The sequence below is a fragment of the Pigmentiphaga sp. MLSB6-MA01 genome, assembly GCF_058793475.1.
On sequence record NZ_JBXAFV010000007.1, the window covers coordinates 211,586 to 237,454 of the forward strand.

Sequence of the window (25,869 nt, forward strand, 5' to 3'; positions counted from 1 at the left end):
ACCCAATCCAGGGCACAGCGGATCCGGCTCCGCCGGTCCGCCAGTGCCGCCCCCTCGAGGGGGCCCGCGCAGCGGGTAGGGGGTGGGCTATTTCACGAGCGAATAGCCCGGCATCACCAGCTTGGCGGCGGGCTGCACCATGGACGGCGGCAGGAAGCGGGAAGCCGCCATGTCCTTCATCGTGGCGTCGAACTCGGCCAGCAGGACCGAGCCGTCGGGACTGCGTCCGCCATCGGCGCCCGCCTTGGCCGAGAACGGCGTCACGTACTTGGCGGCGATCAGCTTCGGATAGGCCGCGTCGCGGTTGGCCGACCAGTTGGCCAGGGCCTGCTGGTAATCCTTGCGCCATGCGCAATAGGCCTGGGGATGGGCCTTGATGAACCTGGGCGAAAAGAAAATCAGCAGGCTGGGCTGGTTGGCGCCGCCCGTGGCCTGGAACGGCGTCATGATGGTTTCCACGCCCCCCGCGGACTTCGCCTTGAACAGGAACTGGCGGGCCAGCCAGGCCACGTCGATCTGGCCGTTGCGCAAGGCCTGCTCCTGCGCGGGCGGTGGCAGCGACACGAACGAGACGTCGTTCGGCTTCATGCCGGCGCGCCGCAGCGCGCTCTTGACCCAGTATTCACTGATCGTATTGGGCCCGTAGTAGCCGACCTTCTTGCCCTTGAAGTCCTTGATGTCGCGGATGCCGCCGCTGGACAGCGCCGCGAACGCGCCTTCGTTGTCGGCCTCGTTGACCTGGATCAGGGAGGCGACCGCCCGCGCGTCGATGCCCACGTGCACCGCCGTCACCAGCGAGGGAAAGCTGATCGTGCCGGCATCGATCTGCCCGGCCTGGAAAGCCGTCATGCGGTCAGTGGACGTGAACTCCGTGACCTGCAAGGTATAGAACCTGCCATTGCCGGGATAGCTGGCCTGGTCCGCCCACAACAGCGCCAGCGGCTCCTCGCCGCCGCCGGTCGTGCCGTAGCGGATCGCGACCGGCGGGGACTTGGCCGCGGACAGGTCCACCGCGGCGCAGGCATCGCCGTCGGCGGCGAGCGCGGGGAACGCGGCGGCCGACAGGGCCAGGATCGACAAGAACCGCGCGGCGGTGATCGACGAAGAGAAAGGACCAAGGGATAAAGCCGGCATCGCAGGGCTCCTGAATCGGATGGAACGCAATCAGGTGGCGCATCCCGGCGCATGGCCGGGGCACCCCTTCCTTCACACGATGCATTCTGCGATTTTTTATTTGATTCAGTCAAATAAAAAAATGGTGGAGTTTTCCCTAGGATGCTAGCCATCAAGCAGTGAAAACCAAATACTCCATATAAATCAAGGCTAAACCGCAACTCGCCGGATCAGTCCTCGATACGAATTAATATGAATAAATCATATTTATACGTACAGACCGCTAGTCCACCAATTGCCGCGCCCTGGCGATGAACCCGTCCAGGCGGGCGTAGACGATGGCAAGCTCGCTCTCGGGCAGGTCCCCGACCACGTGGCGGTTGCGGGCCGCCGCCGCCTCCGCCAGGCGCCGCCGCATTTCCTCGCCCTCGCCGGTCAGCGTCAACACGGTTTCGCGGCTGTCCGCCTCGCTGCGCCGACGCTCGACGAACCCCCGCTCGACCAGCCCGGACACCGTCCGGCTCATCTGCCCCGCATCCAGCATCGCGTGATAGGCCAGCTCACCAATGGAGACCGGCTCGAACGCGCCCAGCAGGGTGACGGCCAGCCACTCCACCTGCGACAGCCCGTATTCCGCCTTGGCGAACTGCACCGCGCTGCGCGTCAGCACCCGGCTGAGCGCGTTGACGCGCGGCGCCAACAGGCCGAAGCGATGGAAGGAGAACTCCTTGAGATGAGACACGCTCCGGTCCCCGGCCTCCGTCGCATGGCCCGGCGCCTCGGCCCGCAGCCACAGGAACTCTCGGACCTCGTCCGGCGTCGGCCGCCGCCCCGCCAGCGTCGGCAGCAGCCTTTCGTAGTACCGCAGGCGGGCCGCATGATCCCGACGCGCCCCGCCCTGAGCCGCCACCAGATTGCGTCCGGCGAATCGCCCGAAACGCCGCATCTCGCGCACCAGGAACTCCGCGATCCGCAGCAATTCGGGCTCGTGGACCGCATCGAAACCGCCGAACCGCGGTTCGGCGGCCCGGCGCGCTCCCCGCGCGCGCCGCTGCGCCCCCTCCCCGCCCCCGAGCACTTGCGCCCGCTGGGCTTCGGAAAAATCCTCGAACGCGGACTCGAACACCTCCCACATCTCGAGCACCGACAGCACGAAGCGCGCATCATCGGGCGATGCCGCCGATGGCGGACCGTACAGCCCGCCCATCTCCAGATCGACGGCCCAATGGTTGCCGGTGGCAAACCCCCTGCACACGGCATCCACCCTTTCCGCCGGCGCGCCCAGATGGCGAAACAGGTCGCCCATGAACGCCATGAGCGTCTTCTCGCCGTCGCTGAACCGGGGCCCCTCGCCGGGCGCGCCCGCCAGGCCGCGCTCGATCAACGCCCTGACCGCCTGCGCCCGCGACGCGCCGGCCATGCTGGCGTCGCGCCAGGCATCGATGGCCGCCGCGGACGACTCGTCCAGGCGCATTTCGAAACGTTCGCTCTTGGCCATGCCGGGCATCTCCGTAATTTGTACGGCATTCTACCGTATTCCTTACGGAAACCCCGAGGACTGGACACGGCTGCCGCCGGACACTGCCTTGCTGACAGTTTTGTCATTTCCCCGTCAGCGATTTGTTACCCGGCGATTCCTACAGTGATCTCACCAATGAGGTCGTCCATGCCCACCTTCGAACTCCAGACCGCCAGACGCCGCGCGCGGGGACGCCGCCGTATCTGCGGCCCCTCTCTTTGGCCCGGCCTGGCGGCCGCCTGCCTCCTGGCCGGCTGCGCCGTGGGGCCGGACTATGTACGCCCGGCGGCACCGGATGGCGCCGCCAGCCAGGCCGCGTTCAAGGAAGACGGCGCCTGGCGTACGGCCAGGCCCAGCGCGCCAGACCCCGATCAGCCCTGGTGGCGGGCCTACGGCGACAGCCGCCTCGACACGCTCATCGAGCAGGCCAACACCGCGAACCAGACATTGGCCCAGGCCCAGGCCCAGTACCGCGCGGCGCAGGCCCTGGTGCAGGGCGCGCAGGCCGCCTACTATCCCGTCGTCGGCGCGAGCGCTTCGGCACAGCGCGCGCGCACCGTCAGCGGCGGCCGCAGCACCCTCGCCGATGGCCATGCCTGGTCGATCAACGCGTCGTGGGAACCCGATTTCTGGGGCAGCGTGAGCCGCGGCGTGGAGTCCGCCGCCGACACCGCCCAGGCCAGCGCCGCCGACCTGGCCGCCGCGCGGCTGGCCGTGCAGGCCAGCGTAGTCAACGACTATCTGCAATTACGCATCCTGGATCGCCAGCAGGCGCTCTATGCGCGCACCATCGAAGCCTACGGCAAGTCCCTGCAACTCGCGCAGGCCCAGTTCCGCGCGGGGGTGGCGACCCAGGCCGATGTCTCGCTCGCGGAAAGCACGCTGGCCGCCACCCAGGCGCAGGCCATCGACGTGGACCTCACGCGCCGCCAGCTCGAACACGCCCTGGCCGTGCTGCTGGGCCGTACGCCCTCGGACTTCACCCTGGCCGCGAACGACCCGGCCGAGCTGCCCGCGCTGCCCGGCGTCCCCTCCGGACTGCCCTCGCAATTACTGGAACGGCGCCCCGACATCGCCGGCGCGGAGCGCCGCGTGGCGGCCGCCAACGCCCAGATCGGCGTCGCACAGGCGGCGTTCTATCCGAACCTGACGCTCAACGCCTCCGGCGGCAACACCGGGGTCGGACTCGGGCTGGCAAGCTGGACCGCCGCGCCGGGCAAGGTGTGGGCACTCGGGCTGGCGCTGGCCGGCAGCCTCTTCGACGGCGGCGCGCGCAGCGCCGGACTCGCCCGGGCACGGGCCAACTTCGACGTGGCCGCCGCCACCTACCGCCAGACCGTGCTGAACGGCTTCCAGGAAGTGGAGGACAACCTCGCGGCCGTCCACGCGTTGCGGCAGGAGTACGACGCCGATCGTCGCGCCTTCCTGGCCGCGCGCCGGGCCGAAAGCGTGACCTTGAGCCAATACCGCGCGGGCACCGCCACCTACACCAGCGTCATCACCGCCCAGGCGCTCGCGCTCACCAACGAGCGCAACTCGCTGCAGGCGCAGGGACGCGCCTTCGCGGCCAGCGTCGCGCTCGTGAAGGCACTGGGCGGCGGCTGGACCACCGGGCAACTGCCGGAGGACAGCGCCGCGAGCCGCCAGGAAATCGCCGCGGATTCGAAGGACATTCATCATGAAAATTGACCAGGACCAGGGCCGCGAAACCGCGGCGCCGACGGCCGGACGCCCTCCCAAGACACGCGCCAAGGCCTGGGGCCTGACGGCGGTGGCTGCCGCCATCGCGCTGGCGTTCGCTTTCCCGCAATGGCAGGCCCGGTCCCAGGAACCACGAGCCGGCAGCACGCGCGCGCAGGCCGCCGCCAAAGTGCCGGTACACATGGCGCTGGTGCGGGAAATGGACATGCCGATCGCGGTGACCGGCATGGGCACGGTCGTCACCGTCGCCTCGGTGACGATACATACGCGCGTGGACGGCCAGCTCGACCGGGTAGAGTTCAAGGAAGGCCAGGACGTCAAGGCCGGGCAGGTCCTGGCCCGCCTGGACGCGCGCGCCTATGAAGCGCAGTTGCAGCAGGTCCAGGCGCAGCGCGCCAAGGACGAGGCCTTGCTGGCCAACGCCAGGGTGGACCTGCAGCGCTATACGGAACTGATCCGCGACGAAGCCACCACGCGCCAGACGCTGGAAACGCAGCAATCGCTGGTGCGCCAGCTCGAGGCGACGGTGCGCAACGATGCCGCGCAGGAGAATCTCGCGCGCGTGAACCTGAGCTTCACCACCATCGCCTCGCCCATCTCCGGCCGGGTGGGCGCAAGGCTGGTGGATCCCGGCAACATCGTCCACGCCAGCGACGCCGGCGGCCTGCTCGTGGTGAACCAGATCGATCCGATCGCGCTGCAATTCACCCTGCCCCAGGAACAATTCCAGGCGGTGAACCGCGCCATCAACTCGGGCCGCCCGCTCCAGGTTCAGGCCCTGGACCCGGGCACGCGCGAGGTACTCGCCACGGGGGAACTCACCCTCCTGAACAACCAGATCGATATCGCGACCGGGACCATTTCGCTGAAGGCGCGCTTTGCCAACCCGCAGCACAAGCTCTGGCCCGGACAATCCGCCAACGCGCGGCTGGTGCTGGGCACCGAACCGCATGCGCTGGTCGTTCCCAACGCCGTCGTGCAGCGCGGCCAGGACGGCCTGTTCGCCTACGTGGTGGACGAGCAAGGCAAGGCGCAGGTGCAGCCGATCGAGGTCCGCGGCACCGAGGGCGACCTGGCCGTGGTGACCAAGGGCCTGCGGGCGGGCCAGCGCGTCGTGTCCGACGGCCAGTACCGCCTGACGCCCGGCGCCGACGTCGTGGAAGCCCGCCCCGAAGGCACTCCGCCCAAGGACAGCGCCGCCGCCCGCCAGGGGAGCGCCGCATGAACATCTCGGAAACCTTCATCCGGCGTCCCATCGGCACCACCCTGCTGGCGGTGGCGCTGCTGCTGGTCGGGATCGCGGCCTGGCCCCTGCTGCCTGTCGCGCCGCTGCCGCAGGTGGATTTCCCGACCATCCAGGTCACGGGCCGGCTGCCGGGCGCGAGCCCCGAAACCATGGCCTCGAACGTGGCGCAGCCCCTGGAGCGCCAGTTCTCGCTGATCCCGGGCCTGACGCAGATGACCTCGACCAGCTCGCTCGGCCTGTCGCAGATCACGCTGCAATTCGATCTGGCGCGCGACATCGACGGCGCGGCGCTGGACGTCCAGTCGGCCATCAACGCCGCCACGGGCCAGCTTCCCAAGACGCTGCCCACCCCTCCCACCTTCCGCAAGATCAACCCGGCCGATTCGCCGGTGCTGATCCTGGGCGTGCAATCCAAGGTGCTGCCACTCACCCAGGTGGATGACACGGCCGAGAACATCCTCGCCCAGCAGATCTCGCGGATCCAGGGCGTCGGCCTGGTGACCGTGTTCGGCCAGCAGAAACCGGCCGTGCGCATCCAGGCCGATCCCGCCAGGCTCAAGGCCCTCGGCCTGAGCCTGGAGGACATCCGCGGCGTGATCGCCAACACCACGGTCAGCGCGGCGACCGGCACCATAGACGGCGCGTCGCAGGCATTCAACGTCTACACGAACGACCAGCTCCTCAAGGCCGGTCCCTGGAACGACGTGGTACTGGCCTGGCGCAACGGCGCGCCGATCCGCGTGCGCGACATCGGCATCGCGGTCGACGGCCCCGAGAACGCCAAGGTATCCGCCTGGGCCTTCGCCGGCCCGGCGGCCGACCGGGGCAACGACATCGCCAATGGCCGCACCATCCTGCTGGCCATCACCAAGATGCCCGGGGCGAACGTGATCGAGACGGTAGACCGCATCCAGGCCGCCATGCCCACCCTCACGGCAGGCATCCCGCCCAGCATCACCGTGAACACGCTGGTCGACCGCACGCAGACCATCCGGGCCTCGGTCAAGGACGTGGAGTTCACGCTGCTGCTCTCCATCGCCCTGGTCGTGGCCGTCATCTTCATGTTCCTGCGCAACGTGGCGGTCACCCTCATCCCCAGCCTGACCGTACCGCTCGCGATCCTGGGGACGTCCGCCGTCATGTACGTGGTCGGCTACAGCCTGGACAATCTCTCCCTCATGGCGCTGACCATCGCCGTGGGCTTCGTGGTGGACGATGCGATCGTGATGCTGGAGAACATCTACCGGCATATCGAGGACGGCATGCGGCCCTTGCAGGCCGCGCTGCAAGGGTCGCGAGAAATCGGCTTCACCATCATCTCGATCTCCGTCTCGCTCGTGGCGGTGTTCATTCCCCTGCTGCTCATGGGCGGCATCGTGGGCCGGCTGTTCCGCGAATTCGCGGTCACCGTGACCATCACGATCGCGGTCTCGGTGCTGGTTTCGCTCACGGTCACGCCCATGCTGTGCGCCAAGTTCCTGCACAACGAGGACAAGGACGACGAACCCGGCGCACCGCGCCCCCCCCATCACGGCCGGCTCTACCTGTGGTTCGAGCGCGGCTTCGAACTCATGCTGTCGGGCTACCGCCGCGGCCTGGAGGTGGTCCTGCGCCACCGCTTCATCACGCTGCTGAGCTTCATCGCCACGGTGACGGCGACGGTGATCCTCTACATCATGATACCCAAGGGCTTCTTTCCCCAGCAGGACACGGGCTTCATCTTCGGCTCGGCGGTTGCCGGCCAGGACACCTCGTCCGACGCCATGCACGACCGCATGCTCGCCATCGCCGACATTGTCCGCCAGGACCCGGACGTCACGGCCTTCGGCATGCAGGCCGGCGCCAGCACATTCAACTCCGGCAACATGTTCATCGGCCTGAAGTCGGTCGACGACGGCCGCGAGGCCACGGCCGACGAGGTGATCGCCCGGCTGCGGCCCAAGCTCGCGAAAGTGCCGGGCATCACCCTCTACATGCAGGCCGGACAGGACATCAACGTGGGCGGGCGCATTTCGCGCGCGCAGTACCAGTACACGCTGACCGACACCGACCTGGAGGAGCTCAACGCCTGGACGCCGCGGATCGCCGCCCGGCTGCGCGACCTGCCCGGACTCGCCGACGTGACCTCGGACCAGCAGAACGCCGCGCCCACGGCGCTGGTCACCATAGACCGCGAACGCGCATCGAGCTACGGCATCACGCCCGCGCTGGTGGACGCGACCATCAACGATGCCGTCGGCCAGCGGCAGGTCGCGCAGTACTTCACCCAGCTCAACAGCTATTTCGTCGTGCTCGAGGTCACCCCCGCCCTGCAGAAGGATCCGCAGCTTTTCGACAAGCTCTATCTCACTTCGCCCATCACCGGCCAGCAAGTCCCGCTGTCCACTTTCGTGAAGGTCGACACCACGCACACGGGCTACCTCGCGGTGAACCACCAGGGCCAGTTTCCCGCGGCGACGATCTCGTTCAACCTGCAACCCGGCCATTCGCTGGGCCAGGCCGTCGACGCGATCCAGCAGGCGCAGGCCGACATGGGCGTACCGCCCACGCTGCACGGCAATTTCCAGGGCACGGCGCAGGCGTTCGGCGACTCGCTGCGCACCCAGCCCTACCTGATCGCCGCCGCGCTGATCGCCGTCTACATCGTGCTGGGCCTGCTCTATGAAAGCTACATCCATCCGCTCACCATCCTGTCGACACTGCCCTCGGCCGGCGTGGGCGCCCTGCTGGCGCTCATGGCGGGCGGCTACGACCTGAGCGTGATCGCCCTCATCGGCATCATCCTGCTGATCGGGATCGTCAAGAAGAACGGCATCATGATGGTGGACTTCGCCCTGCATGCCGAGCGCGACAAGGGGCTGTCGCCGCGCGACGCGATCTTCGAGGCCTGCCTGCTGCGGTTCCGGCCCATCATGATGACGACCATGTGCGCGCTCCTGAGCGGCCTGCCGCTCATGCTGGGCCACGGCGCCGGTTCCGAGCTGCGCCGCCCGCTGGGCTACGCCATGGTCGGCGGTCTCCTGCTCTCGCAGGTACTGACGCTGTTCACCACCCCCATCATCTATCTTTACCTGGACGATGCGCATTACTGGTTCGAGCGCAGGAAGGCTGCCTGGAAAGCACGCCGCAGCCGGCCCGTGACAACGCCACCCGCGCCCACTACGATAGGTGAACCATGAAAGTGCTGATCATCGAAGACGAGCGCAAGATCGCCGACTACCTGTGCCAGGGCCTGACCGAGCAGGGCTGGACGGTGGACGTCGCGCACGACGGCATCGACGGCCAGCACCTGGCCGTGCACTACGACTTCGACGTGATCGTGCTCGACGTCATGCTTCCGGGCCTGAACGGCTTCGACATCCTGCGCTCGCTGCGCGCCGTGAAAGGCACGCCGGTGATCATGCTGACCGCGCGCGACGGCGTCGAAGACCGCGTGCGCGGCCTGCGCGAAGGCGCGGACGACTATCTGGTCAAGCCCTTTTCCTTCATCGAACTGCAGGCGCGCCTGCAGGCGCTCACCCGGCGCGGGCGCGCGCAGGAGCAGACGCTGCTGCGCGTGGGAGACCTCGCCATCGACCTGATCCGGCGCAAGGTCACGCGCGCGGGGCAGCGCATCGACCTCACGGCCAAGGAATTCGCGCTGCTGGAGCTGCTCGCGCGCCGGCAGGGCGAGATCCTGTCCAAGACCGCCATCGCCGAACTGGTATGGGACATGAACTTCGACAGCAACACCAATGTCGTCGAAGTGGCCGTCAAGCGCCTGCGCGCCAAGGTGGATCTTCCCTTCGGCACCCCGCTCCTGCATACCATCCGCGGCATGGGCTACACGCTGGAGGAACGCGATGCCAGCTGACGGCGAACCGGCGCCCACGCGATCCGCTCCGGACAAGGCATCCCGCTCGTGGTCGATCTCCGCGCGCCTCGCGCTGATGTTCGCCGTCACCGCGGTGGCCATCTTCACGCTGATGGGCGCGGCGCTCTACCGGGTGCTCGACCGCGAGCTCGACCACTACCAGCGCGAGCAGATGCAAGGGCGGCTTGCCGACCTGCGCTACCTGCTGGAACATGGCCGCTCGCCCCAGTTGGCCAGCCGGGCGGCGGCCAAGATGGAAGACATGGAGCGCGGCGATCCCCATACCCGCTACTGGCTCTGGAGCGACGACCCCAGGTACCGCTACGGCGACGGCGCCGAACGCCTGGCCCGGGAGGTCGATCCCGACGGCCGCATCCGCGTGGTGCCCGACGCGGCCGGCCAGGAGAGCTTCGCCGTGCTGGGCGCGCAGTTGCCCGCGAACGACGTGCGGCCCGCGGTGCAACTGATGATAGGCATGGACGCGGGCGCCATCGCCGGCACGCTGCTCAACTTCCGCACCGCGCTGATGGCCTTGACGCCGGCCGCCGCGCTGCTCGTGGCGGCGCTGGGCTACTGGATCGCGGTGATCGGCCTGAAACCGCTCAAGCAACTCTCGGCCGAAGCGCAGCGTATCGGCCGCAACCGGGGCGGCGAACGCCTGCGGCTGCCCGTCCTGCCCGCTGAACTGCTCGATCTGGCCGCCTCGTTCAACGCCGCGCTCGACCGCCTCAATACCGCGTACCAGCAGCTGGAAACCTTCAATGCCGACGTGGCCCACGAACTGCGCACGCCCGTGGCCAACATGATCGGCCAGACGCAGGTGGTGCTCTCGCGCAGCCGCGGCGTCGCCGAGCTGCGCGAGGTGTTGCAGTCGAATCTCGAAGAACTGGAGCGCCTGCGCGGCATCGTGGCGGACATGCTCTTCCTGGCCCGCGCGGAACAAGGCGAACGCGCGCACGACCTCGTGGCGGTGTCGCTGGCCGGAGAAATGGGCAAGATCATCGACTTCTTCGACATGGTGCTGGACGATGCCGGCATGCGGGTACAAGTCCACGGCGACGCGCAGGTGCGCGTCCAGACGCCGCTGCTGCGCCGGGCGCTCAGCAACCTGCTGCAGAATGCCATCCAGCATTCCCTGGGCAGCAAGCTGATCTCCGTCCGGATCGGCCTGCGCGACGGCATGACGGCGGAACTGGCGATCTCCAATGCCAGTGATCCGATTTCACCCGAGCAGCTGCGGCACCTGTTCGACCGCTTCTACCGCGTGGACGACGCCCGCCACAACAGCGGCGAGAGCCACGGCCTGGGGCTGGCCATCGTCAAGGCCATCGCCGCCATGCATGCCGGCGACGTGCTCGTGAGCCAGGCCAACGGGCTGGTGACCATCGCCATCCGCCTGCCGGCGGCGATGGCCGGCCCCCCCGGCTCCGGCCCCGCCCCGTCCGGCCTTTCCGCCCCGCGGGAAGCCTCCCGGGACAACCTGCCGCTGGCCTCGCCCCGGCCTTAAGAATCGCCTAAGCCGGCGGCCGGAGAATGGGTTCGTCATCGCCTGTGCCCAGTGCACGAGGAGACTCACCATGAAGACGACCGCGTTGCTTCAAACCACTGCCGAACGCGCTGCGCGAGGCACACGGAAATGGCCGGGGCATGCCGCCGCGGCGGTACTGGGCGCGGCGCTCCTGGGCGGCTGCGCCGTCGTGCCGGCACCGGGCTACGACTACGGGTACGGCGACGTGGTGACCGCCACCGTCGCGCCGCCCGTGCCGTATGTCGAAGCCGTGCCCGTGGCGCCGTTCACCGGCGCCATCTGGGTGGGCGGATACTGGGACTGGGTGGGCAGCCGCCACGTCTGGTATCCGGGGCACTATGAACATCCGCGCCCCGGCATGTTCTATCGCCAGCCTGGCTGGACCCACGGCTCGGGCGGACAATGGACCCTGCACCGCGGCGGCTGGATGCACGGCCCCCGCCGCTGACGGCCGGACTCGGGCGACGCGACCCCGCCCCCGGCCAACGCAGCGCCCCCTACCCGCCCCCAAAAGAAAAACCCCCACGCAAGCGTGAGGGTTCCAAACCCAGGGCACACCCCACGCAAGCGTGAGGGGTTCCCAAACCCAGGATGCGGTGGATCCGGCTCAGCCGGTCCACCCGCATCGCCCCCTGGGGGGCGCGCGCAAGCGCGTAGGGGGGGGCCTAATTTTTGCTCTGATCGACCAGCTTGTTCTTGCGGATCCAGGGCATCATGTCGCGCAGCTTGCCACCGACCACTTCGATATCGTGCTCGGCGTTCAAGCGACGGCGCGACTTCAGCGTCGGGGCGCCGGCCATGTTCTCCAGCAGGAAGCTCTTGGCGTACTCGCCGGTCTGGATATCCTTCAGGACGGCGCGCATGGCGTTCTTGGTGTCCTCGTTCACGATGCGCGGGCCGGTGACGTATTCGCCGTATTCCGCGTTGTTCGAGATCGAGTAGTTCATGTTCGCGATGCCGCCTTCGTAGATCAGGTCCACGATCAGCTTGAGCTCGTGCAGGCACTCGAAGTAGGCCATCTCGGGCGCGTAGCCGGCTTCCACCAGCGTCTCGAAGCCGGCCTTGATCAGCTCGACGGTACCGCCGCACAGCACGGCCTGCTCGCCGAACAGGTCGGTTTCGGTTTCTTCGCGGAAGTTGGTCTCGATGATGCCGGCACGGCCGCCGCCGTTGGCCATGGCGTACGACAGGGCGATGTCGCGGGCGGCGCCGGACTTGTCCTGATGCACGGCCACCAGGTGGGGCACGCCGCCGCCCTGGGTGTACGTGCCGCGCACGGTGTGGCCGGGGGCCTTGGGAGCGACCATGATGACGTCGATGTCTTCACGGGGCACGACGGCGCCGTAATGGACGTTGAAGCCGTGGGCGAAGGCCAGCACGGCGCCCTTCTTCATGTTCGGGCCGACGTTCTCGGCATAGACCTTGGCGATGTTCTCGTCGGGCAGCAGGATCATGACGACGTCGGCTTCCTTCACCGCCTCGTTCACTTCCTTGACCGTCAGGCCGGCGTTGGCGGCCTTGTCCCACGACGCGCCGCCCTTGCGCAGGCCGACCACGACCTTGACGCCGGAGTCGTTCAGGTTCTGGGCATGGGCATGGCCCTGCGAACCGTAGCCGATGATGGCCACGGTCTTGCCCTTGATCAGCGACAGATCACAATCTTTATCGTAGAAAACCTTCATGGATGCTCTCCAAGATTCAATTCAGAATCAGTTCAAATTCAATCAAACACTTACCACCCCCACCTCAGCCCCTCGGATGACCCCGAGAGACCAAGGGCACAGCGGATCCGGCTCTGCCGGTCCGCCAGTGCCGCCCCCTGGGGGGCGCGCGTCAGCGCGTAGGGGGGGACTACCAATCAGGGGGTTAAATTTTCAATACCCGTTCGCCACGGCCCACGCCACAACTGCCGGTGCGCACCGTTTCAAGAATGCTGGCACGATCGAGCGCCTCGATGAAGGCGTCCAGCTTGCCCTTGTCGCCGGTCAGTTCGACGGTGTAGCTCTTGTCGGTCACGTCGACGATATGGCCGCGGAAAATATCGACCATCCGCTTCATTTCCTCGCGTTCCTTGCCCACCGCGCGCACCTTGATCAGCATCAGTTCGCGTTCGATGTGCGGCGCCTCGGTCAGGTCCACCACCTTGACCACCTCGACCAGGCGGTTCAGGTGCTTGGTGATCTGCTCGATGACGTCGTCGGAGCCCGAGGTGACGATGGTCATGCGCGAAAGCGTGGCATCCTCGGTCGGGGCGACGGTCAGGGTCTCGATGTTGTAGCCGCGGGCCGAGAAAAGTCCGACCACGCGGGAAAGTGCGCCGGCTTCGTTCTCCAGGAGCACGGATATGGCATGTCTCATGTGCGCTCCTTAAAGGTCTTCGGAACCGAGCAGCATCTCGGTCAGGCCCTTGCCGGCCTTCACCATGGGCCACACGTTTTCCGTGCGGTCGGTGATGATGTCCAGGAACACCAGGCGTTTCTTGTGCGTGGTGAAGGCTTCGCGCAGCGCGCCCTCGACGTCGCGCGGGCTTTCGATGCGCATGCCGACGTGGCCGTAGGCCTCGACCAGCTTGACGAAGTCAGGCAGCGAATCCATGTACGACTCGGCGTAGCGCGAACCGTAGTCGATCTGCTGCCACTGGCGCACCATGCCCAGGTACCGGTTGTTCAGGCACAGGATCTTGGGGCTGAGATGGTACTGCTGGCAGGTCGACAGCTCCTGGATGTTCATCTGGATCGAGCCTTCGCCGGTGATGACGGCGATGTCGGCATCCGGATGCAGCATCTGCACGCCCATGGCGTACGGCAGCCCAACGCCCATCGTGCCCAGGCCGCCGGAATTGACCCAGCGGCGCGGCTTGTTGAAGCGGTAGTACTGCGCGGCCCACATCTGGTGCTGGCCCACGTCCGACGTGACAAAGGCCTCGCCGCGCGTGATCTCGCACAGCTTCTCGATCACGAACTGCGGCTTGATGACTTCGTCGGAGGACTTGTACTTCAGGCACTCGCGCTCGCGCCAGGCGCCGATCTGCTTCCACCATCCGGCAATCTGCTCGGGATTGCGCTTGGTTTCCTTGAGCGAGGCCTCGACCTGCGCCAGGAAGTCCAGCAGCACGTCCTTGACATCGCCCACGATGGGCACGTCGACCTTCACGCGTTTGGAGATCGACGAGGGGTCGATGTCGATATGGACGATCTTGCGCGCATTCTGCGAGAAATGCTTGGGATTGCCGATGACGCGGTCGTCGAAGCGGGCGCCGATGGCCACCAGCACGTCGCAGTGCTGCATCGCCATGTTGGCTTCGTAGGTGCCGTGCATGCCGGGCATGCCCACGAAGCGGCGGTCGTCCGCGGGGAACGCGCCCAGGCCCATCAGCGTGTTGGTGCAGGGCATGTCCAGCATCTGCACGAGCTTGGTCAGCTCGGGCGCGGCATCGGACAGGATCACGCCGCCGCCGGTGTAGATCATGGGACGCTCGGCCTGCAGCAGCAGTTGGACCGCCTTCTTGATCTGTCCCTGGTGCCCCTTCACGACGGGCGAATAGGACCGCATCTTGATCTCGCCCGCCGGCGGGGTGTACTTGCAGCGGGCGATCGTGATGTCCTTGGGAATATCCACCAGCACGGGGCCGGGACGGCCGGTGCGGGCGATGTAGAAGGCCTTGCGGATGACGTCCGCGAGGTCCTTGACGTCCTTGACCAGGAAGTTGTGCTTGACGCACGGCCGGGTGATGCCGACCGTGTCGGCTTCCTGGAAAGCATCCTGGCCGATGGCCGCGGTGGGCACCTGGCCGGTCAGCACCACCATGGGAATCGAATCCATGTAGGCGGTGGCGATGCCGGTCACGGCGTTGGTCACGCCGGGCCCGCTGGTGACCAGGGCCACGCCCACGCGGTTGGATACGCGCGAATACGCGTCCGCGGCGTGCACGGCGGCCTGCTCGTGACGCACCAGGATGTGCTTGAATCTGTCTTGCTTGAAGATCTCGTCGTAGATGTACAAGACCGAGCCGCCCGGATAGCCGAACACATGTTCGACCCCTTCGTCGGCCAGGGCACGCACGACGATCTCTGCGCCTGTGAGTTCCATTGGATTTTCGTCCATTCAAGTTCGCGCTGACGCCCCGGGCGGTACTGCCATCGGCAGGGAAACCAAACCTGCGCGGACACCGGCAACATGTAGCGACGCTTCACGGTTCACGGAACCGTTCCACTCGCCCACCCTGCCGACCTCGCGCACGTTCACCGGAACGAGCACTGAAGGTTGAAACGGAAGGCCGGGACCGGACTGCCTTCGCCCTGGGGACAAAGGCCGCCGCGACGCTTTTGGCGCGGGCCAGGCTTGGGTTGACTGCACTGCATGGCGCCCAGGGGTGCCTGGCGCCAGATGAAGCTCTTTGCCGTCGACTTTGGTAACGTTTCCGGCGAGCCCGCTAGGCTATCAGGAATGTTGCAATGCGGTCAAGGCTCTTCGCGGCGACTGGGACTTTCCCCCGGGTCGCGGCCGCGGGCGGGCGGAGCCGGCCGCGCTCGGGTTATCGTAGCGCCCCATGAACGACACCCCATCCGCTTCCCCCGCCCCCCAGGCCGCGCCGGGCCGCTGGCGCCGGTTCGCCTGCATGATGTACGAAGCCATCCTGCTGTTCGGGGTGGTGTTCGTGGCCGACTACCTGTTCGACACCCTGACCCAGAGCCGGCATGCGCTCATGCTGCGGCACGAGCGGCAGGCGTGGCTGTTCTGCGTCATCGGCCTTTATTTCGTGCTGTGCTGGCGGCTGGGCGGCCAGACCCTGCCGATGAAAACCTGGCACATCCGGCTGACCGATGCCAGTGGCGGCCGCCCGCCTCTCTGGAAGGCCGTCCTGCGCTACATCCTGGCCTGGCCCTTTACCCTGACCGGACTGGGTTTCGTCTGGACCTTCTTCGACCGCGACCGCCAGTTCCCGCACGACCGCCTGCTGGGCACCCGGCTGATTTCCACGCGCTAGCCCGTCCCCCGATCAGGCACCGGAAATCCGGCGCCTGGTGTTGCTTTTTTCCCGAAATCCCCTGCTGACCAGTCGCCGTTCAGCTTTCTGTAAGCCCACGACGCCTATCGTCCCCGCTCATCGAAGAATGCGAATCATTCTTCGTTAGAGTTTCATCTCAGTCATCGAGGCCGGGGGCTCGGCACCCCGTCCCGCATTCATTCCGGGCCTCGCGCCCACCTACGGGGGATTTCACGGTGATATCGACGAACCAGTTCAGGTTCAATACCTTGGCGGCCGCCATCAGCGCGCTCACTTTCGTGCCGGCCGTCCAGGCCCAGGCGCAGAACGCCACCTCGGCCGACGCGCCGCGCGCCAGCGGCCAGCTCGCGCCCATCACGGTGCGCGGGGAAGCCGAATCGGCGTACAAGGCCGACCAGTCGGCCTCGCAGAAATTCACCGCGCCGCTGCTGGACACGCCCAAGAGCGTCACCATCATCCCGCAGGAAGTCATCGAAAACAGCGCCTCCACGACCCTGACCGAAGCCCTGCGCCTGACGCCGGGCATCACCTTCGGCTCGGGCGAGGGCGGCAACCCGCTGGGCGACCGCCCCTTCATCCGCGGCTACGACGCACAGGCCAGCACCTTCGTCGACGGCATGCGCGACATCGGCGCCACGACGCGTGAAGTCTTCAACCTCGAACAGATCGAAGTCATCAAGGGCCCGGACGGCGCCTATGGCGGCCGCGGCGGCGCGGGCGGCAGCATCAACCTGATCACCAAGGCGCCCAAGGCCGAGAACTTCACCAACGCCACGCTGGGCCTGGGCACCGACAACTACAAGCGCGCCACGGTGGACGGCAACTGGCTGCTGGGCGAGAACATGGCCTTCCGCCTGAACGCGATGGCGCACGACGCCGACGTGCCGGGCCGCAAGGCGGTGGACGTGTCGCGCTGGGGCATCGCGCCCTCGCTCACCTGGGGCCTGAACACCCCCACCCGCGTCACGCTGAGCTACTACCACCTGCAGACCAACGACACGCCCGACTCGGGCATCCCGTTCATGTACGGCAACCGGATCCCGGCCGGCGTCACGGCGATCCGCCCGGTCACCGTGAACATGGACAATTTCTACGGCCTGGCCAACACCGACTTCATGAAGAACCGGTCGGACGTCGCCACGGCCCGCGTCGAACACGACATCAGCACCGACCTGACCATCCGCAACACGCTGCGCTACACCGCGTCCGACCAGCGCTACCTGTGGACCCAGCCGGACGACAGCCAGGGCAACGTGGTCGACGGCAAGGTCTGGCGCCGGGCCAACACCCGCACCAGCGGCGTCCACACCATCGCCAACCAGACCGAGATCTTCGGCAAGGGCAAGCTGGGCGGCTTCGAGCACAGCTTCACGGCGGGGATCGAGCTGTCGCGCGAGAAAGCGGACAACGGCTCGTACACGGTCAACCGCGGCGCGGGCAGCGGCGCGGCCAACGTCTGCAACCTGGGCGTGGGCGCGGCCTCCGACTACAACTGCACGGACCTGTACAACCCCAACCCGTACGACCCGTGGACCGGCACGATCACCGAGGGCGATCGGTCCAACCACTTCAAGAGCACCACCAAGTCCGTCTACGCGTTCGACACGATCAAGCTGAACGACCGCTGGCAGACCAACCTGGGCCTGCGCGTGGATGACTACAAGACGCGCTACTTCAACGCCACCACCGACGTCGGCCGCAACGACACCCTCCTGAACTACCAGTTGGGCATCATCTACAAGCCGGCGTCCAACGGCAGCGTCTACGTGTCCTATGGCACCTCGTCCACCCCCGCCAACGCCTTCCTGGGCCAGGGCAGCGAAAGCGGCAGCCTGACCCCCGGACGCAACAACGTCGGCCCCAACGCGGCGGACCTCGGCCCCGAGAAAAACCGCTCGCTGGAACTGGGCACCAAGTGGAACGTACTGGACAACCGCCTCGGCCTGAGCGCGGCGGTCTTCCGCATCGACACCACCAACGCCCGCGTCACCCAGCCCGACAACACCTACGCCCTGGCCGGCAAACGCCGCATCAACGGTTTCGAGGTCGGCGCCTCGGGCAACATCACCAAGGCGTGGCAGGTGTTCGGCGGCTACACCTACCTCGACAGCGAAGTGCGCAGCAACGGCGCCAACACCACGCTCACGCAGGGCCAGGAGTTCCCCAACACGCCCAAGCACACCGCCAGCCTGTGGACCACCTATAGCGTCACCAACGACATCTCGGTGGGCGGCGGCATCTTCATCGTCGGCAAGCAGTACGGCTCGAACGCGGCGGTGCGCCGCTACATCCCGGGCTATACCCGCTTCGACGCAATGGCGGCCTACCGCATCAACCGCAACGTCAGCGTCCAGTTGAACCTGCTGAACCTGACCGACAAGCGCTACTTCACCTCGACCTATTCGACGCACTACGCGGCGGTGGGCGCGGGCCGCGCGGCGATCCTGAACCTCAACTTGAAGTATTGATCCCCCCTACGCGCTTACGCGCGCCCCCCAGGGGGCGGCACTGGCGGACCGGCGGAGCCGGATCCGCTGTGCCCTAGGGGACTACCGGGCTGGCGGGGGGCGGCGATTCTACGTGTCCTGGTTGGCCCGTGGGAGGTGCCTTGCGTGAGCAAGGCGCCTCTTTTCTTTTCCGCCCTACCCCGCTCCATGTGGGCCACGCTTCGCGATGCCGCAGGCCGTGTCCGGGGGCGCGGGGCCGGATGGGGCGCATTGGAGCCGCCGGCGTTCAGGTACTTGGCGGGGAAGCAAGGGCGCAGCTGTCCGAGCGCGACAGTAGGGACAGTCCAGTGGACTGTCCCCGCGCGAGTCCTGCGCCCGCCCCGCCAAGTACCTGAACGCCGGGAAGTCCTGGCCAAAGGCCAGGACCGGCTCCGTTGCGCCCCATCCGGCCCCGCGCCCCCGGACACGGCCGTGTTTAGAACCCAAGTTCTTGGTGCACAATCCCATGACTCCCACCAACGCCCCCAAAACCATGGAGCCCATCTCCCGTCAGCAACTGAACGCCGCCACCGCCGACGACCTGGCCGAGATCCTGCGCGGCCCCCCCGAGCAGGCCGCGGCCTGGGTGCGGGCGGCGGCGGAGGGTGGCGTGGCCGAGGCCCAGGCGGTGTTCGGGCAGATGCTGCTGGACGGCCAGGGCCTGCCCGTCGACCGCGAACAGGCCGTGTACTGGTTCAAGCGCGCCGCCGACGCCAACCACCCCATGGCCATGAACATGCTCGGCCAGTGCCACCATCACGGCTGGGGCGTGCCCGTCAACCTCGTGCTGGCGGCCTACTGGTACCGCCTGGCCGCGCAACAGGGACTGGACTGGGGCATGTACAACTACGCCACCGCCCTGGCACTGGGCGAAGGCGTCCCCGCCGACCGGCCCGGGGCGCTGGCCTGGTTCGAAAAAGCCGCGGCACTGGGCCATGCGAAATCGATCAACATCATCGGCGGCTTCCACGAAGACGGATGGGAAGTCCCCGTCGACAAACAGCAGGCCTTCGAACACTACCGCCGCGCGGCAGAGGGCGGCGATTTCCGCGGACAATTCAACTACGCGCGCCTGCTGATCGAACGCGGCGACATCGACGCCGCGCTGCCCTGGCTGGATCGCCTGCCCGGGACCGCCACCCCGGCCTTTCTGGCCAAGGCCCGTGCATTCCTGGAACAGGCAGCCGATGCGCGCGTGCGCGCCAAGGCCGCCGAACTGACCCCGCGCCCGGCCACGGGAGGCCCCGCCGCATGATGGCCTGGGCCATGCGCGGGTTCACGCTCGGCGTGGCGATCCTGGTGGCCCTGACCTCCTGGGCCCTGTCGGCCTGGCTGCCCTGGCCCGCCGCCGTGCTTGCCGCGCTCTTGCTGGCCGTCGCCATCCACGCGGCCATCGTCGCCCTGGGCTTCGCGCTGGCCCGCCTGCTGACCGACCGCACCGGTCCCGCCGGCCCGCCCGGCTGGCTGGCCGCCATGCCCCGGGAAACCTACCTTTCCCTGCGCAACATGTACCTCGACATCCCGTGGCGGCACCGCTGGCCCATGCGCCTGCCGCCCCGCGCGCGGGGCGCCGTGCTGCTGGTGCACGGCTACGGATGCAACCGCGGCATCTGGCGCGACTTCGATACCTGGCTGGCCGCGCGCGGCTGGACCGTCGCCGCGCTGGACCTGGAACCGCCCCGGGCCGGAATAGACCGGTTCGGCGAGCAGGTGGCCGCCGAGGCCGCCGCCCTGGCACTGCGCACGGGCCGCGAACGCGTGACCGTGGTCGCGCACAGCATGGGCGGCCTCGCGGCGCGGGCCGCGCTGCGCGGCGCGCCCGACGCGCCCATCGGCCACGTCATCACGCTCGGCACGCCACACCGGGGCACCTGGCACGCCCGCTTCGGGCGCGGGCGGTGCGCGACCCAGATGCTGCCCGACAGCCCCTGGCTCGGCGCCCTGCACGCCGCCGAGACGCCGGCCATGGCCAGCCGGTACACCTGTATCGCCTCGCACCACGACAACATCGTCTGTCCCGTCGACCGCGCCCTGCTGCCGGGCGCCTCCGCCAGCCTCGTGGTCGCCCGCGTGGGGCACATGGCGCTGGCTCACGATGCCGCCGTCCGGGCCTTCATCGAAGAACGCCTGGAAGCCCTGCACGCCCCGGAAATGGCGGAAAGCGACGCGGCCTGACAACGGTCCCGCGCCGTCACAAACACGTCATCGCGCCATGTTTCCATTCACTCCATGGAAACATCTTCCCGGCCAGCGTGACGACATCGCCCCCTACCCAATGGCGCACCATCTGGATCTCGGACCTGCATCTGGGAACCGCCGGCTGCAATGCCAGCCACCTGCTGGACTTCCTCAAGCACAACGAGGCCGAGACCCTTTACCTCGTCGGCGACATCATCGACGGCTGGCAGCTCCGCAAGAGCTGGACCTGGCCCCAGGCCCACAACGACGTGGTGCAGAAGGTCTTGCGCAAGGCGCGCAAGGGCACGCGGGTCGTCTTCATTCCGGGCAACCACGATGAATTCGCGCGCCAGTTCATCGGCTATGCCTTCGGCGACATCCAGGTCCAGGAAGACGCGGTCCACGTCACCGCCGACGGCAAGCGCCTGTGGGTGACCCACGGCGACCAGTTCGACGGCGTCATCCAGCACAGCAAATGGCTGGCCCACCTGGGCGACACGCTATACACCTTCGCGCTCTGGCTGAACCTGCACTTCAACCGGGTGCGCCGCCGCCTGGGGCTGCACTACTGGTCACTGTCCCAATACCTGAAGCACAAGGTGAAGAACGCGGTGTCCTTCATCACCAACTTCGAGGAAGTGCTGGTCAACGAGGCCAGGCGCCAGGGCTACGATGGCGTCGTTTGCGGCCATATCCACAAGCCGGAGATCCGGCACGTGGACGGCGTGCTGTACTGCAATGACGGCGACTGGGTGGAAAGCCTGTCGGCCCTGGTCGAGGACGAACACGGCCAGTTGCATCTGGTGTACTGGACCCACCTGACCGATGCGAGCGAACCGGCCGTGATCAAATCCAGGCGCCGCCGGCCGCTGGAGTTGCCGGCCCTGCCCTCGGCGCTGGCGCCACGGCCGGCGCCCCAACCGGCCCGCGAAAGTTCGCAGACCGAAACGGCCGACGTCTGATCCGGCCGGGGCGCGCCCCTCAGCGCCTGCGCCCCAGCACGATCACCGCGGCGCCGGCCACGATGGCGGCCACGCCCGCCCAGACCGGAATGGCAACGGTCTTCCTGGTGTCCGCGGTGGCCTCGACCGGCCCGACCTTGAGCAGCGTTTCCTCGGACGTATACGAAAAGCTCTTGTATCCCAGCGCGACCGCGCCCAGCACGATCAGCAGCAGGCCGACGATGACGGATGCCTTCATATCTCCCCCCTTCGGTGATGTGACGACATCAAGATAACCGATGCCCGGCCGGATCGGTGGCGCGGCTAGCAATTCCTTACCTCCTGCCGTTTCCCCTATCCGTGCCCCGATGACGGCTATTCGCCCCGGATCGGCGTAAAACTTTTATAATTAGTAATCGTTTTCATTTCCCTCCACCGACCCAGCACATGGCTATCCGCCTCTCCGAGCTACCTTTTGGCCATGACGCCGCCGTCAACGCCGTCGAAGACGCCGCCCCGGCGGATCCCATCGCCATCCGCCTGCGCGACCTCGGATTCGTGGCCGGAGAGCGCGTGCGCATCGTGGCGCGCGGCCCGATCGGCGCCGACCCCCTGCTGATACAGATCGGTTTCACCCGCTTCGCCCTGCGCCGCTCCGAAGCCGCGCGGGTCCTGGTCGAACCGCTCGCCTCCTGACTCCCGATGTCCACCACTACCTTGTCGAATCTGCGCGTTGCCCTGGTCGGCAACCCGAATTGCGGAAAGACCGCTCTGTTCAACCTGCTGACGGGCAGCCGCCAGAAGGTGGCCAACTATGCCGGCGTCACCGTCGAGCGCAAGGAGGGCCGGCTGGTCACGCCCTCCGGCGCGCAGGTCAGCGTGCTGGACCTGCCCGGCGCCTACAGCCTGCATGCCACGAGCCCCGACGAAGCGATCACCCGCGACGTCTGCCTGGGCAACTTCGCGGGCGAGCGCCGGCCGGACCTGCTGGTGGCCGTGGTGGACGCGACCAACCTGCGCCTGCATCTGCACTTCGTGCTGGAACTGCAGCGGCTGGGGCTGCCCATGGTCCTGGCGCTCAACATGGTCGACGCCGCCGCCAAGCGCGGCATCCGGATCGACCGCGACAAGCTCCAGCAGGCGCTGGGCATCCCCATCGTCGAGACGGTCGCCATCAAGCGCGACGGCGCGGCGCAGCTGCTTGCCCGCATCGACGGCGACATGCCCGCCGCGCCGCCGGCACTGCCCGCCGGTGCCGACCTGCACCAGGCGGTCAACGGGCTGCTGCGCGAAGCCGTGACCATGCCCCGGCGCACGGCCGCCATCGACGACGCCCTCGACCGCTGGGTCCTGCATCCCGTGCTGGGGCTCGTCACGCTGGCCGCCATCATGTTCCTGATGTTCCAGGCGGTGTTCTCGTGGGCGGAACCGCTCATGGACCTGATCGAGACCTCGGTCTCGGCCCTGGGCGGCTGGGTGGGCGAAACCCTGCCCGAAGGCCTGCTCAACAGCCTGCTGGTGGACGGCATCATCGCCGGCGCCGGCAGCGTGCTGGTGTTCCTGCCGCAGATCCTGTTCCTGTTCTTCTTCATCCTGCTGCTGGAAGAATCGGGCTATCTGCCACGCGCGGCCTTCCTGCTGGACCGCATGATGGTGGGCGCCGGGCTGACCGGGCGCTCCTTCATCCCGCTGCTGTCGAGCTTCGCCTGCGCGATCCCCGGCATCATGGCCACGCGCACCATCCAGGACCCCCGCGACCGGCTGGCGACCATCCTGGTCGCGCCGCTGATGACCTGCTCGGCGCGCCTGCCCGTCTACACGCTGCTGATCGGCGCCTTCATCCCCAACCACACGGTGCTGGGCATCTTCAACTTGCAGGGCGTCACGCTGTTCGCGCTGTACGTGGCCGGGATCGTCAGCGCGCTGGCGGTGGCCTGGGTCATGAAGCTGCTGCGCCGGGACAGGGCCGAACACTCGCTGCTGCTGGAACTGCCCTCCTACCGCATTCCCAACCTGCGCGACGTGGCCACCGGCCTGGTCGAGCGGGCGCGCATCTTCCTGGCGCGCGTGGGCGGCATCATCATGGCGCTGACCGTGCTGATCTGGTTCCTGTCCAGCTTCCCCGGCCCGCCCGAGGGCGCCACCGGCCCGGCGATCGAATACAGCTTCGCCGGCCGCATCGGGGAAGCCCTGCAGACCGTGTTCGCGCCCATCGGTTTCAACTGGCAGATCTCCATCGCGCTGATCCCCGGCCTGGCCGCGCGCGAAGTCGCGGTGGGCGCGCTGGCTACCGTGTACGCGCTGTCGGCCGCCGACGACGAGGCGGCCTCGACCCTGCTGACGCCGCTGATCGCCGCCCAATGGCCGCTGGCGACCGCGTTCTCGCTGCTGGCCTGGTTCATCTTCGCGCCGCAGTGCCTGTCCACGCTGGCCGTGATCCGGCGCGAAACGAATTCCTGGAAGATCGTCGCGCTGACCGCGGGCTATCTGTTCGGACTGGCTTACCTCGCATCATTCATCACCTACCAGGTGACGAGGATGCTGACCTGATTTCCCCGGAGGCTTCCATGAGCGCCTATTCCCTGTTCGAGATCGCATTGGTGGCACTGATCGTCGCCGCCTGCGCCATCAGGGCCTTCGGCCGCTTCGCGCCCAAGACGCGCATGCGCATGCAGTCGTGGCTGGCGCTGCGCATGGACCGTCCGGGCCAGGCCGCGTGGCTGCGGGCACTGGGCAGGAAACTGGGCGCCGCCGCGCCCGACGCGGGATGCGGCAGCGGCTGCGGAACATGCGGAACTTGCGGCCCCGGTGAAACCAAGACGGTCCAGGTCCACGCAAGAAAGTAACGTCGAAACGGGGCTCCCGGTCAGCCCCGCGATGCCTCGGGCTTCAGGTCGAACAGGCTTGTGGCCGTCAACTCCAGGACTTCCTTGCCGTCCTGATTCAACAGATGCCAGCGCCAGCGCAGCACGCCCAGTTCGGGCCGGCTGCGCGAGGTCCTCGCCTCGAGCACTTCGGCACGCAGCCGCAATTCATCTCCCGCCAGCACCGGATGGGGCCAGCGCACCTGCTCCACGCCCGGCGAGGCGAACGACTCGGAGTCGTGCAGCGCCGCCCTGACGGCCAGGTCCATCGCGATGCCGCAGGTCTGCCATCCACTGGCGATCAGCGCGCCGAACCGCCCCTGGCCCGCGGCCTTGCCATCCACGTGGAACCACTGCGGATCGTAGCTGCGGGCGAAGGCCAGCATCTCCGCTTCCTCGATCCGCCGGGGGCCGGCTTCGATGATCATGCCCGGGTGGAAATCGGCAAACTTCATTGAGTCGTTCTCCTCGTTGTTGACGCCCCGTCAGCCGCCGCTCAGGCGCCGGAACGCGGCGGACGCTTCTCGGTCAAGGCCGCCGGGCCCAGCACGAGTCCGGCCACGGCATCATTGCCAAGGTCGATGCGGACGTCCTGGGCATCCACGGCCAGGGAACAGGCAATTATTGCTCTCCGGCGTATGACTATTGCCGGATCCAGGCCGCGGGCCGCTTGGCCAGGAAGGCGGCGAAGCCCTCGCGCGCCTCGTCGGTGCCGCGCACGCGGCTGATCGTGCGGGCGGTCAGCTCGCGCACCTCGGGGGTGACGGGGCCGACTTCCAGTTGCCTGAACAAGGCCTTGATCTCGGCCTGCGCCTGGGGTCCGTTGGCCAGCAGTTCGGCCGCGATCGCCTCGACCGCCGCGTCCAGGTCGGCGGCGTCGACCACCTGCTGCACCATGCCCATTTGCAGCGCCGCCTGCGCGTCGATGCGCGAGGCGGTCAGCGCCAGGCGCAGCGCGTGGCGCTTGCCCACGGCATTGACGAGATAGGGACTGATGACGGCGGGCAGGATGCCAAAGCGGGCCTCGCTGGCGGCGAAGCGGGCATCGCTGCTGGCCACCGCCATGTCGCAGGCGCAGGCCAGCCCCACGCCGCCGCCCAGCGCCACACCGTGGACACGGGCGATCGTCGGTTTGGGACAGGACGCGATGGTCTCCAGCATGGCGGCGAAACGCCGCGCGTCCTCCAGGTTCCATTCCGCGCTGGCCTGGCTCGCGCGCTGCATCCATTGCAGGTCCGCGCCCGCGCTGAACGCCTTGCCTTCCCCGGAAAGCACGACCACGCGCGCGGCCTCGTCCTGGCCCAGCCCGGCGAAGACCCGGGCCAGTTCTTCGATCATCCGCTCGTCGAAGGCGTTGAAGACCTCGGGCCGCGCCATGCGCACGTCGACCACGCCCGATGCGTGGCGGATCATCTGCAATGTGTCCATGGGC

Annotated in this window: 21 protein-coding genes and 1 pseudogene; 14 read left to right on the forward strand and 8 right to left on the reverse strand. The window is 67.8% G+C overall.

Translation table 11 applies throughout. The annotated features are described in order from the left end of the window. Positions 1-87: 87 nt before the first annotated feature. On the reverse strand, positions 88-1,134 hold the full coding sequence (locus AC1Q6E_RS13800; RefSeq protein WP_152794308.1) for an ABC transporter substrate-binding protein: 1,047 nt from the start codon (positions 1,132-1,134) through the stop codon (positions 88-90). A 262-nt stretch (positions 1,135-1,396) separates the two neighbouring features. After that, the gene (locus AC1Q6E_RS13805) at positions 1,397-2,611 is read right to left on the reverse strand and encodes a MarR family transcriptional regulator (RefSeq protein ID WP_296560943.1); all 1,215 of its coding nucleotides are present in this window, start codon (positions 2,609-2,611) and stop codon (positions 1,397-1,399) included. Between the two features lie 168 nt (positions 2,612-2,779). Between AC1Q6E_RS13805 and AC1Q6E_RS13810 the strand changes: the two genes are divergently transcribed. The 6 genes from AC1Q6E_RS13810 (at position 2,780) to AC1Q6E_RS13835 (ending at position 11,408) form a co-directional block, all read left to right on the forward strand. Continuing rightward, on the forward strand, positions 2,780-4,321 hold the full coding sequence (locus AC1Q6E_RS13810) for an efflux transporter outer membrane subunit (RefSeq protein WP_492572945.1): 1,542 nt from the start codon (positions 2,780-2,782) through the stop codon (positions 4,319-4,321). Then, positions 4,311-5,558, forward strand: coding sequence for an efflux RND transporter periplasmic adaptor subunit (locus AC1Q6E_RS13815; protein WP_296560946.1), 1,248 nt, complete (start codon positions 4,311-4,313; stop codon positions 5,556-5,558). Before AC1Q6E_RS13810 ends, AC1Q6E_RS13815 begins: the two co-directional genes overlap by 11 nt. Next, positions 5,555-8,758, forward strand: a complete 3,204-nt coding sequence (locus AC1Q6E_RS13820) for an efflux RND transporter permease subunit (protein WP_492572946.1) — start codon at positions 5,555-5,557, stop codon at positions 8,756-8,758. Before AC1Q6E_RS13815 ends, AC1Q6E_RS13820 begins: the two co-directional genes overlap by 4 nt. Continuing rightward, positions 8,755-9,432, forward strand: a complete 678-nt coding sequence (locus AC1Q6E_RS13825; protein WP_152794841.1) for a heavy metal response regulator transcription factor — start codon at positions 8,755-8,757, stop codon at positions 9,430-9,432. The genes AC1Q6E_RS13820 and AC1Q6E_RS13825 overlap by 4 nt, the downstream gene beginning before the upstream one ends. After that, complete coding sequence (locus AC1Q6E_RS13830; protein ID WP_296560951.1) at positions 9,422-10,939, forward strand: heavy metal sensor histidine kinase; 1,518 nt, start codon at positions 9,422-9,424, stop codon at positions 10,937-10,939. The genes AC1Q6E_RS13825 and AC1Q6E_RS13830 overlap by 11 nt, the downstream gene beginning before the upstream one ends. Before the next feature lie 70 nt (positions 10,940-11,009). Then, on the forward strand, positions 11,010-11,408 hold the full coding sequence (locus AC1Q6E_RS13835; protein ID WP_296560953.1) for a hypothetical protein: 399 nt from the start codon (positions 11,010-11,012) through the stop codon (positions 11,406-11,408). Positions 11,409-11,625: 217 nt separating this feature from the next. Here the strand turns inward: AC1Q6E_RS13835 and ilvC are convergent, their stop codons facing one another. The 3 genes from ilvC to AC1Q6E_RS13850 form a co-directional block, all read right to left on the reverse strand. Next, the gene (ilvC, locus tag AC1Q6E_RS13840) at positions 11,626-12,642 is read right to left on the reverse strand and encodes a ketol-acid reductoisomerase (protein WP_152800215.1); all 1,017 of its coding nucleotides are present in this window, start codon (positions 12,640-12,642) and stop codon (positions 11,626-11,628) included. Between the two features lie 184 nt (positions 12,643-12,826). Then, positions 12,827-13,318 carry an acetolactate synthase small subunit gene (gene ilvN, locus AC1Q6E_RS13845; protein ID WP_087841377.1) on the reverse strand — a complete coding sequence of 164 codons (492 nt, stop codon included), beginning with the start codon at positions 13,316-13,318 and terminating at the stop codon, positions 12,827-12,829. A 9-nt stretch (positions 13,319-13,327) separates the two neighbouring features. Further along, positions 13,328-15,049 (reverse strand): acetolactate synthase 3 catalytic subunit, encoded by a 1,722-nt coding sequence (locus tag AC1Q6E_RS13850; protein WP_152800216.1) that lies wholly within the window; start codon positions 15,047-15,049, stop codon positions 13,328-13,330. Positions 15,050-15,509: 460 nt separating this feature from the next. Between AC1Q6E_RS13850 and AC1Q6E_RS13855 the strand changes: the two genes are divergently transcribed. The 5 genes and pseudogenes from AC1Q6E_RS13855 to AC1Q6E_RS13875 form a co-directional block, all read left to right on the forward strand. Beyond that, positions 15,510-15,947: an RDD family protein gene (locus AC1Q6E_RS13855; protein WP_152800217.1), complete on the forward strand. Its 438-nt coding sequence runs from the start codon at positions 15,510-15,512 to the stop codon at positions 15,945-15,947. 236 nt (positions 15,948-16,183) lie between these two features. Beyond that, positions 16,184-18,436 (forward strand): TonB-dependent receptor, encoded by a 2,253-nt coding sequence (locus AC1Q6E_RS13860; protein ID WP_296560955.1) that lies wholly within the window; start codon positions 16,184-16,186, stop codon positions 18,434-18,436. A 511-nt stretch (positions 18,437-18,947) separates the two neighbouring features. Further along, entirely contained in the window at positions 18,948-19,709 is a 762-nt protein-coding gene (locus AC1Q6E_RS13865) for a tetratricopeptide repeat protein (protein ID WP_492572972.1), read from the forward strand. Then, positions 19,706-20,629 carry an esterase/lipase family protein gene (locus tag AC1Q6E_RS13870; protein WP_492572947.1) on the forward strand — a complete coding sequence of 308 codons (924 nt, stop codon included), beginning with the start codon at positions 19,706-19,708 and terminating at the stop codon, positions 20,627-20,629. Before AC1Q6E_RS13865 ends, AC1Q6E_RS13870 begins: the two co-directional genes overlap by 4 nt. 62 nt (positions 20,630-20,691) lie before the next feature. Next, a pseudogene (locus tag AC1Q6E_RS13875) lies at positions 20,692-21,550 on the forward strand (UDP-2,3-diacylglucosamine diphosphatase); the annotation flags it as partial. Between the two features lie 63 nt (positions 21,551-21,613). On the opposite strand, the gene AC1Q6E_RS13880 reads toward AC1Q6E_RS13875, so the two are convergent. Then, positions 21,614-21,832, reverse strand: a complete 219-nt coding sequence (locus tag AC1Q6E_RS13880) for a hypothetical protein (protein ID WP_152800202.1) — start codon at positions 21,830-21,832, stop codon at positions 21,614-21,616. Between the two features lie 194 nt (positions 21,833-22,026). Here AC1Q6E_RS13880 and AC1Q6E_RS13885 point away from each other — a divergent pair, with 194 nt between their 5' ends. The 3 genes from AC1Q6E_RS13885 to AC1Q6E_RS13895 are packed head-to-tail and all read left to right on the forward strand — an operon-like array spanning position 22,027 to position 24,419. Next, on the forward strand, positions 22,027-22,269 hold the full coding sequence (locus tag AC1Q6E_RS13885) for a FeoA family protein (protein WP_296560964.1): 243 nt from the start codon (positions 22,027-22,029) through the stop codon (positions 22,267-22,269). A gap of 6 nt (positions 22,270-22,275) precedes the next feature. After that, on the forward strand, positions 22,276-24,123 hold the full coding sequence (feoB, locus tag AC1Q6E_RS13890) for a ferrous iron transport protein B (protein ID WP_152800200.1): 1,848 nt from the start codon (positions 22,276-22,278) through the stop codon (positions 24,121-24,123). A 17-nt stretch (positions 24,124-24,140) separates the two neighbouring features. Next, a complete protein-coding gene (locus AC1Q6E_RS13895; protein ID WP_152800199.1) occupies positions 24,141-24,419 on the forward strand; it encodes a DUF6587 family protein in 279 nt (92 codons plus the stop codon). A gap of 20 nt (positions 24,420-24,439) precedes the next feature. Here the strand turns inward: AC1Q6E_RS13895 and AC1Q6E_RS13900 are convergent, their stop codons facing one another. Next, positions 24,440-24,892: a MaoC family dehydratase gene (locus AC1Q6E_RS13900; protein ID WP_152800198.1), complete on the reverse strand. Its 453-nt coding sequence runs from the start codon at positions 24,890-24,892 to the stop codon at positions 24,440-24,442. 187 nt (positions 24,893-25,079) lie between these two features. Beyond that, complete coding sequence (locus AC1Q6E_RS13905; RefSeq protein ID WP_152800212.1) at positions 25,080-25,865, reverse strand: enoyl-CoA hydratase-related protein; 786 nt, start codon at positions 25,863-25,865, stop codon at positions 25,080-25,082. Positions 25,866-25,869 lie beyond the last annotated feature (4 nt).

What these genes read in the sequence shown, in the direction of transcription:
- AC1Q6E_RS13800 (WP_152794308.1), bottom strand. Translation starts at nt 1,134, where the DNA reads ATGCCGGCTTTATCCCTTGGTCCTTTCTCTTCGTCGATCACCGCCGCG.
- AC1Q6E_RS13805 (WP_296560943.1), bottom strand. Translation starts at nt 2,611, where the DNA reads ATGGCCAAGAGCGAACGTTTCGAAATGCGCCTGGACGAGTCGTCCGCG.
- AC1Q6E_RS13810 (WP_492572945.1), top strand. Translation starts at nt 2,780, where the DNA reads ATGCCCACCTTCGAACTCCAGACCGCCAGACGCCGCGCGCGGGGACGC.
- AC1Q6E_RS13815 (WP_296560946.1), top strand. Translation starts at nt 4,311, where the DNA reads ATGAAAATTGACCAGGACCAGGGCCGCGAAACCGCGGCGCCGACGGCC.
- AC1Q6E_RS13820 (WP_492572946.1), top strand. Translation starts at nt 5,555, where the DNA reads ATGAACATCTCGGAAACCTTCATCCGGCGTCCCATCGGCACCACCCTG.
- AC1Q6E_RS13825 (WP_152794841.1), top strand. Translation starts at nt 8,755, where the DNA reads ATGAAAGTGCTGATCATCGAAGACGAGCGCAAGATCGCCGACTACCTG.
- AC1Q6E_RS13830 (WP_296560951.1), top strand. Translation starts at nt 9,422, where the DNA reads ATGCCAGCTGACGGCGAACCGGCGCCCACGCGATCCGCTCCGGACAAG.
- AC1Q6E_RS13835 (WP_296560953.1), top strand. Translation starts at nt 11,010, where the DNA reads ATGAAGACGACCGCGTTGCTTCAAACCACTGCCGAACGCGCTGCGCGA.
- ilvC (WP_152800215.1), bottom strand. Translation starts at nt 12,642, where the DNA reads ATGAAGGTTTTCTACGATAAAGATTGTGATCTGTCGCTGATCAAGGGC.
- ilvN (WP_087841377.1), bottom strand. Translation starts at nt 13,318, where the DNA reads ATGAGACATGCCATATCCGTGCTCCTGGAGAACGAAGCCGGCGCACTT.
- AC1Q6E_RS13850 (WP_152800216.1), bottom strand. Translation starts at nt 15,049, where the DNA reads ATGGAACTCACAGGCGCAGAGATCGTCGTGCGTGCCCTGGCCGACGAA.
- AC1Q6E_RS13855 (WP_152800217.1), top strand. Translation starts at nt 15,510, where the DNA reads ATGAACGACACCCCATCCGCTTCCCCCGCCCCCCAGGCCGCGCCGGGC.
- AC1Q6E_RS13865 (WP_492572972.1), top strand. Translation starts at nt 18,948, where the DNA reads ATGGAGCCCATCTCCCGTCAGCAACTGAACGCCGCCACCGCCGACGAC.
- AC1Q6E_RS13870 (WP_492572947.1), top strand. Translation starts at nt 19,706, where the DNA reads ATGATGGCCTGGGCCATGCGCGGGTTCACGCTCGGCGTGGCGATCCTG.
- AC1Q6E_RS13880 (WP_152800202.1), bottom strand. Translation starts at nt 21,832, where the DNA reads ATGAAGGCATCCGTCATCGTCGGCCTGCTGCTGATCGTGCTGGGCGCG.
- feoB (WP_152800200.1), top strand. Translation starts at nt 22,276, where the DNA reads ATGTCCACCACTACCTTGTCGAATCTGCGCGTTGCCCTGGTCGGCAAC.
- AC1Q6E_RS13895 (WP_152800199.1), top strand. Translation starts at nt 24,141, where the DNA reads ATGAGCGCCTATTCCCTGTTCGAGATCGCATTGGTGGCACTGATCGTC.
- AC1Q6E_RS13900 (WP_152800198.1), bottom strand. Translation starts at nt 24,892, where the DNA reads ATGAAGTTTGCCGATTTCCACCCGGGCATGATCATCGAAGCCGGCCCC.
- AC1Q6E_RS13905 (WP_152800212.1), bottom strand. Translation starts at nt 25,865, where the DNA reads ATGGACACATTGCAGATGATCCGCCACGCATCGGGCGTGGTCGACGTG.